This is a genomic window from uncultured Sulfuricurvum sp., assembly GCF_937936435.1.
Lineage (GTDB): Bacteria > Campylobacterota > Campylobacteria > Campylobacterales > Sulfurimonadaceae > Sulfuricurvum.
On record NZ_CALDDG010000088.1, the window covers coordinates 1 to 6,312 of the forward strand.

Genomic DNA, 6,312 nt, shown 5'->3' on the forward strand with positions numbered 1-6,312 from the left:
CCGCTGAGCTGACCGAAAGGACGATCGGAGAGAGACTCGATCCCGATCCGTTCCAATGCCTCGCGGGCAATGGTCCGATCAGAGTGTGAGGGTGCGGCGAAAAACCCGAGTTTGGATACCCTCCCCATCATAACCATCTCCAAAACGGTGTAATTAAACGGTACGTTGTGGTATTGCGGGATATAGGCGATGTGCGAAGCGATTTCGCGGTGCGAATACCGCTCGATCGAACGGTTATTGAGCCATATCTCCCCTCCGTGCGGACGCAGTAATCTAAGCATCAGCCGAATCAGGGTGCTTTTTCCGCATCCGTTAGGGCCGAGGAGGCTGACGACTTCCCCTTTACGCAGGGAAAAGTTGATATTGTTTAAGACCTTTCGGGTCGGATAGGAAAACGATAGATCGCTGACGGTAAGTATAGGATTTAGTTCCATGCTGCCCTCGCATTTTTAAGTACGATGATGAAAACGGGGATACCGATCAAAGAGGTCAGTATCCCGATCGGTATTTCGACGCTCATCGCCAGACGGGATACCGAGTCGGCCAAAAGCAAAAAGATCGCTCCGGTAATCGTCGAGAGAGGAACCAATAAACGGTGCGAAGGGCCAACCGCCATACGGATGATATGGGGGATGATCAATCCGACCCATCCGATAATCCCTGCCATGACGACCGAGAGGGAACTGGCGAGGGTGGCTAGGATGATCGCCAAAAAACGGATCAGCGGGACGTTGACACCGAGAGCTTTGGCTTCTTCATCTCCCAGACTGAGCAGATCGAAATATTTGGAAAGGAGAATCATCCCGATAATACTGAGAATCATCGGAATACTGACGTAGAGGACACCGTTTAGATCTGCCATCGTCAAACTTCCCATGAGCCAATAGACGATTGCGGGAAGAGTGCTGTAGGGATCGGCGACGTATTTGATGATCGAAAGCAGGGCGGTAAAGAGCGAGCCGCTGATCACCCCTCCGAGGACAAGCATAATCGTCGAGCGGGAGTTGGTTACCATCGAACCGATCAATACGGCGACGCCGACGGCTACAAAACCGAAGATAAACGCCAGTATCTGGACGATATACCATTGTTCCGAGATCAACATCCCCAATGCCGCTCCAAATGAGGCTCCTGCCAAAACACCCAAAATACCGGGTGAAACGAGGGGATTGACAAACATCGCCTGAAACGCCGCTCCCGACGTTGCGAGTGCAGCTCCGATCAAAATAGCCAGCAGGATGCGTGGGAGTCGGATTTGCAAGATAATATTGTCCAAGAGGGCATAGGTCTCATTGCCCGTTCCGCCGAAAAGTTTAAACTGCAAGTAGCCGAGCAGGGTATGAAAATCGATCGGATATTGTCCCCACAACAGGGAAAGTGTGGCGACTAAGATCAGCAGGACGCTTGCGCCTCCGATCCATCCTATGCTTTTGATACGGTTCATAAATTCCCTTAAAACTTCAGATTGACACTGCCGTAAAGCCCAAACGGGGCTCCGGTTTGATAGGTCGTTGCCGATGTCGTTGCCGCGAGATAGTTATCCGCCGCGTTGATCGTAGAGATGTATTTCTCATTCGTCAGATTGGTCGCCGTCAAACGGAAAAGGGTGCTTTTCGATCCCATAAACGATCCGGCTTTATAGGCGACATCCAAATCGAATACCGTGAATGGATCGATTTTTTCTTTGTTAAAAACATCGCCGTAACGGCTGGAGGTATAACGAGCACTTGGGGTTAGAGTCCATGCACCCATGTGGTAAGAGAGTGCCGCTTTTGCCATGAATTTCGGAGCGTCAGGAAGCTGATTCCCATCCGTTTTTGCCGTTGTAGTGGCATTTGTTTGGAAATCTTGGGTGAAATAGTATTCGTTATACGATAATCCCAAGAGGAATTCCAACTGTTCGTTGATCGGACCGTAGGCCGAGAATTCGGCACCGTATCCGAGGGCATCGCCCATATTTCTCGGATAGGTGACATCGTATTCGGCATCATACGCATTTGCCTGTTTGTTTTTGACAAATGAAACATAGAAATTCGGATTGAGAGTAATCGCTCCGATAGAGGTTTTAAGGCCCAAATCGATGTTGTCGGAAGTTTCGAGATCGAGTTTATCCCACAATTCTTGCAGCGTAACCCCTTTGCTGACAAAATTAGAACGATTGTTCGGATTGATATAGGTCGGGAAGAGATTGACGTCGAATCCATAAGTACGCGAATAGTCAAGATAGACTGTCGTAGTATCGTTCAATGCGTATCCGAAATACAAAGACGGCAAGAACGTATGGAATGTTTTGGCATCGACACTTCCCCATGTATCCACGGTTCCGTTTGCAATCGCCGTATCATAGTCGCTGCTGGTAGCCGCACTGGTACCGTTGGTGTAACTGGTAAGAGAACCGAGCTTGAAGCTTTGATAGCGTGCTCCGATAAGATAATTAAATTTATCAAGTGTACCGCTGAGTTCGATAAACGGGGATTGGAGGACATGATAATCGTTATCGGCGAGTACCGAATAGCCGTCATAGACGAGATTTCCTGTTGCATCGACTTTGTATTTGACCTGATCGGACGGAGGCCCGGGAGGGAGTTGTTTATGGTACCAGTATCCTATTTTGGTATTGAGCGCTTCGGAGAATTCATGCTCATACGCTGCCGTAGCCCCGAAGAGGTCATGGTCCATTCTCCAGTTAATTACGCGGCTTTTGGTCGGATCGGCATTGACACTCGAGTACCAATAATCCCCTTTATCGTTTTTGTAATAGGGTTTTAACGAGAGGGTATCTTTGGAAGTCGGTTTGTATTCGAAATTTCCGAAAACAGCCGTCGTTACAAAGTTTTGTTTGTTCCAATCGTAATAGTTGACATTGTTTGCCGAAGTCGGATGGACAGATGAATAGTCCGCTTTGTAATAAGTGTCCAGATCGCTTGCCTGAGCATACGACAGATTGTAGTAATTATTGTGGTCATCGGAATTTTTGATGGCAAAAAGCTCGGCTTTAAATGCATTATTCGGGATATAGGTCAAACCGATCATTCCGTTTTTGCGTGCCAGATCGCCTGAGCCTTTGGTTTTGTCGTTTGTCAGGTTTGAAAATGAACCGAATACGCTGACATCACCGATTTTTCCTGAATCTACCCGTATAAACGTACGTTGAAAGTCGTCGCTTCCGAATGCTTGAGAGACGCTAGCCCCCGCTTCGCTGGCCGGACGTAAGACGTTCATATCGACTTTACCGATCAGGCTCGAAAACCCGATGTTTTTTTCAACCGGGAGAAACCCTTTGAGCAAATCGATGGAAGAGACGTTTTCCATATCGAGCATTTGTTTACCGCCGCCTGGATTGCTCGAAAGGGGTGTATCGTCGATGAGGTACACTCCTCCGGGACCTGTTTGCGATTTACCGCGGATACGGATCGGATCGTGGTAGGAGGGCTCATTGGAACCCGCTTGATCGACAGGGGTGTAATTGACCGACGGGGAAAATTGCACGACGCTGTATGGGTTCATATTCGCTTGAGTACCGAGGGTTGCAATGCTTTTTGTTGTAAAACTTTGCATATTCTGCGGTGCGGAGAGGTTGGTATCGGCGATGAGCAGATCGTTGTCGCTTTGGGTATCGTTGACGACGATGCGCTCGACAGTGATCGGCGCGGCAGACAAAACAGCGCATGCTGCGATAGAAATCATAACGGGAGAAAGTTTCATGGATTGACTCCTAGTAATTTTTGGGTTTGCTGATTGGTTAATTTGACATGGAAAAAGAGATCGTAGAACTCTTGAACCTGTCGGTTGAGATCGATGGCGTACTCTTTCGGATGAAAAAGAGTTGCGAGCCATTGGATACCGATAACCCGCATAAAGGATGGCGGACGGTCGATCCAGTTAAACGGTGTGGTGGGGACAAGATGGATGCGTCCGGTTTTGACCGCACGGAGGTTTTGCCACATCGGATCGCTGACGAGGTCGTTATAGACGGCACGGTTTTGGACGACGATCACATCGGGGTTATAGGTAAGCAGCGTCTCAAAACTGATTTTTTCAAGCCCTAGAAGACCGCTTTGCTGACATTTATGGACATTTTCCCCTCCGGCGAAATTGAGCGCTTCGACGTGAAATGAAGTATCGCATTCGGTAGAGAGACCGTCAACGCCTTCGGCGTAGTAGTAGCGGGTCGGTTTGGCTTTAGCTACTTTCGTTTGGACGTCACGAATGATTTTTTCGGAATATTTCGCCAGAGTTTCAGCTCGTTTGGTTTCCCCTATCGCTTCTCCGGCAAGACGGAACGCTTTAGGCATGTCATCGACTTTGCGAAACGGGATCATAATGGTAGGGACGTGTATTTTTTCAATTTCACGTCGGACGGTTTGTACCATCATGTCATCTTCCCATACCAGTACGAGCTGGGGTTTATAGGCGATAAGGGTTTCGAGATTAATGCTTTGTCCGCCACCGTGAAACGAACCGATCACGGGAAGAGAGACAAAATATTTTCCTAATAGTTTCTCATCGGCATTGTTATTGGGGTTTTTGGCTTTGAAATTAAGTCCGATCATTTTCTCGGGATTCAAGGCGTAGATCAGATAGTTCATCGGCGGCGACGAGCCGAAAACACGATCAGTCGTATCCGGTAATGTGACGGTGTGTCCATCGGCATCCGTAACGGTTTTAGCCTGAAGATTCAGAGCGAACACTATTAGGATCAGTAAACGGAATAAGGCAGTCATAGAGGGGCTCCTAGGATTTATTGAGTGAGAAGGCGATGGGTATCTTCAAATAAACCGTTTTTGTCAGCGTCGGATAATCTCCGCTGAGCGAGAGAACGGTTTGAATCGCTTTATTGTCGAGGGTACTGCTTCCGCTGGTGGAAAGAATTTCCGCTTTTTCGACAATGCCGCTGGGTTTGAGGATAAATGAGACGATTACTACCCCTTCCAGATGAAGCTTGCGGGCGACAGCGGGATAGGTAAGGGCGTTTTCGATCATCAGTCGTATGCGCCCCAGTGTTGCTCCATTGATCTCGTCGGACGAAACGTTCTGTTTTGTTGATTCGTTCGTTGGATGAGTGGTCGGTACGTCATGAGGAGAATCATCGGTAACTGGATTACGAGTCGAATGAAGCGGTTCGCCTGAGACGGGTTTTAGATCGGATGGAACAACACTGGGACGCACGGCAACAGTTTGAGGCGTAGACGCCTCAGAGGATACCGCCGGAGTGAGTGACGGTATCCTCTGAAGGGTCTTTTTCGGTTTTAAAACCGTTTTTTCAGGTTTAGAAGATAGTGATTTCACTATGGACTTGGAATGGCTTTTCATAGGAATTTTTTCCGATGTAACCGATGTACTGGGGGCGTAGTCCGCTAACGAAAGCAAGACGGGTTTCTCTTCAAGAGGCAAAGGGATCGGATCGTTCAGAGCAAAATAGAGTGTCGAGCCGAGAAGAGCGGCATGGACGAATAATGACGCGGCAAAGGATTTGATTTTTAATAAGAAATTATTATGTATCTTTTTTGATACAACGATCGGGTTTAAAAAGACCATCCTAGTTTTCCTCTTTATCAATAGAGACGGATTTCATCCAAATCGATCCGTACGGATGGCGTTCTATATCCGCCACGGTGGTTCGTCGGTTAATCATCCGTATGGATAGGGGTTCGATCCAGTTCCAAAATTCTTCGATGTATTCCGGAGGCATTTTGAGGTCGTTGATCGTTTTTTTATACATCATCAGCCATATTTCACGCCCTTTTTCATCGATAGTAATATGGAAATGGCGCATACGAAGCGCCGGATGACCATGGGTCGGTGTGTATGCTTTTTCTCCGCCGAGGGCTTCGACGAAAAAATCGGCTGTCTTTTCCGTGGCGAAAACGAATGCCGCATCGTCAGCGGGAAACAGGCTGCCGATGACACTTTTTCGAAGAAGAGCATGGTGATATCGTACCATGGCACGGATATTGGCTTCGCCCCATCCCTTGTATAGCGCATCGGTGGGAAACGGCACTTCCGGATAAACAAAATCGATTTTTGCTTCCGCCGTAAAAGATACAGGACCGGCACCTTGAAACGGTTTGGTACCGCAGGCATTGAATGTAGAGACGGGTTTACCCTCAGCGGTTGATAATAACATGCTTTCTCCTTTTTATGTTGATGATGCTCGCATCTATGACGTGATGCTGGGACATCAGGGGAGATGACAGGGATTTGAATAACCGCAGACAAACGTTCCTGTCATCTCTACTCATGTCCGAGCGAGGTCTTTCCCCGAAGGGGGAAGCTTTAAAACCGATAATTGGCTTCCAGACGCATTTCACG

At 48.1% G+C, this 6,312-nt stretch carries 6 protein-coding genes; all 6 read right to left on the minus strand.

The window, feature by feature from the left end:
• On the minus strand, positions 1–434 hold a 434-nt coding region (locus Q0389_RS09045), incomplete at its 3' end, for an ABC transporter ATP-binding protein (RefSeq protein WP_298693636.1).
• A complete protein-coding gene (locus Q0389_RS09050; protein WP_298693638.1) occupies positions 425–1,444 on the minus strand; it encodes an iron ABC transporter permease in 1,020 nt (339 codons plus the stop codon). The genes Q0389_RS09050 and Q0389_RS09045, both read right to left, overlap by 10 nt.
• A gap of 8 nt (positions 1,445–1,452) precedes the next feature.
• Positions 1,453–3,705, minus strand: coding sequence for a TonB-dependent receptor (locus tag Q0389_RS09055; RefSeq protein WP_298693640.1), 2,253 nt, complete (start codon positions 3,703–3,705; stop codon positions 1,453–1,455).
• Entirely contained in the window at positions 3,702–4,724 is a 1,023-nt protein-coding gene (locus tag Q0389_RS09060) for an ABC transporter substrate-binding protein (RefSeq protein ID WP_298693643.1), read from the minus strand. Before Q0389_RS09060 ends, Q0389_RS09055 begins: the two co-directional genes overlap by 4 nt.
• Positions 4,725–4,734: 10 nt before the next feature.
• Positions 4,735–5,538, minus strand: a complete 804-nt coding sequence (locus Q0389_RS09065; protein ID WP_298693645.1) for an energy transducer TonB — start codon at positions 5,536–5,538, stop codon at positions 4,735–4,737.
• Position 5,539: 1 nt separating this feature from the next.
• Entirely contained in the window at positions 5,540–6,127 is a 588-nt protein-coding gene (locus Q0389_RS09070) for a globin (protein WP_298693647.1), read from the minus strand.
• Positions 6,128–6,312 lie beyond the last annotated feature (185 nt).